This window comes from Mesorhizobium sp. M7A.F.Ca.CA.002.04.1.1, from assembly GCF_004022805.1.
Classification (GTDB): Bacteria; Pseudomonadota; Alphaproteobacteria; order Rhizobiales; family Rhizobiaceae; genus Mesorhizobium; species Mesorhizobium ciceri.
Window position 1 is genome coordinate 1 of the sequence record NZ_RZPL01000972.1, and the last position, 1671, is coordinate 1671.

General features: G+C 62.2%; 2 protein-coding genes. Both read left to right on the forward strand.

The features are described from left to right. The coding region (locus ENZ75_RS31130) for an SDR family oxidoreductase (RefSeq protein WP_128278595.1) at positions 1–658 on the forward strand (658 nt) is incomplete at its 5' end. A 226-nt stretch (positions 659–884) separates the two neighbouring features. Further along, the coding region (locus ENZ75_RS31135) for a hypothetical protein (protein ID WP_206617144.1) at positions 885–1671 on the forward strand (787 nt) is incomplete at its 3' end.

Sequence of the window (1671 nt, forward strand, 5' to 3'; positions counted from 1 at the left end):
GATCGAGCGCGTGCGCTCGGCCCTTGCCGCTCATGGAACGAAAGTTCACGCCGCACACCTTGACGTTCGCGACAGCGACGTCACCAACCGTTTCGCGGCTGACGCCGAGACGGCCATCGGCCCCGCCGACATTCTGGTCAACGCCGCCGGCACCACCGCCGAGCAGCCGGTCTGCGGCCATTCCGACGCGCTTTGGGACAAGATCGTCGACACCAACCTGACCGGCGCCTTCCGCGTCACGCGTGCCGTGCTGCCGGGTATGATCGAGCGCGGCTGGGGCCGCATCGTCAACATTGGCTCGACGGCCGCCTTGGTCGGGTGGAAGGACAACCCGGCCTACTGCGCGTCCAAGGCCGGCCTGCTGGGTCTCACCCGCTGCGTGGCGCTGGAAGGGGCGGCGCATGGCGTCACCTGCGTTATGATCAGCCCGACCTGGGTCGAGACCGAACTGATGCGCCGCAATGTGGCGCAGGTCGTGGAGCGCGAAGGCAAGGGGCGCACGCCAGAGGAAGCGATGGCCGAGATCGCCAGGGGCAACCCGCAGCAGCGCCTGCTGCAGCCGCGGGAGATCGCCGCACTGGCGGTCTTCCTGTGCTCCGATCTCGCCAAGGGCATCACCATGGAGAACATCCAGATCACCGGCGGAGCGCTTTGGTAGCGCTCCAGCGGGGTGCTTGCGAAAGTCCAACTGACGGGGACTGAAAAGGACCAGTGTCTAAAAAGGCGCCGGCATCAGGCGGGGCGCTTCCGCTTGCGACGACCGCCTTAGGACGGATTTTTCGCACGCGCCCTGCATCTCGCATGTGCGAAAAGTTCTTTCGCATCTGCGAGAAAAGGTGTTTACTGCTCTTGTAGCACTCGCCATTCTCACAGGCTGACTCTAGATGAAAGTAGCCGGTCTTCGGCCATTCCTGATAGCAGTGTTGGCGGCAGCTGGGTTAAATGGGCTCACTGATCGCTGTGCGCTTGCCGGGGAATCGGAGTTGCACAGCGCGCGGCTGGTTGGTCGCTTTTTGGCGACCGGAACCCAAGCCACATTTGAATGGCCGGGAACTGCCATCGAGGTTGAATTCCAAGGGGCATGGCTCGACGTAGTGCTTGACGACACAGGCCGCAACAGCATGGTCGTTGATGTTGACGGTGCTGTATCCCGCCTTGACTTGAAGAAGGGCGAACACACCTACAGAGTCGTATTGGATACGGTGGCCGCCCGGCACGCCGTGCGTCTTGTCCGCCGAACCGAAGCGTCATTCGGCGCGACTGTTCTCAAGGATATCCGGACCGACGGATCTTTTCTGCCGCCGCAGCCGAAAACCCGCAGCTTTTTAGTCATCGGCGACTCCATCTCGGCGGGTTACGGCGTCGAGGGCAAGGACGCCAAATGCCGGTTTAGCGCCGATACCGAGAACCAGTACTTGACCTTTGCCGCAGTCGTGGCGCGCCGCTTTGGAGCAGACGTTACGACGCTTGCAGCATCCGGGAAGGGCCTTGTCCGCAATTATGATGGCAGCACCAACGCAACGATGCGCGACCTCTACACGCGACTGATGCCGTCACGTCCTGACCGGGAGCAACTGCCTGATACCCATGTCATTGTCGTGCTTCTCGGCATCATCGTTTTCAGTGGTGGCGCGCCCCGACTGCGGCAAAGTTCAAGTACTGGTTCTCGGT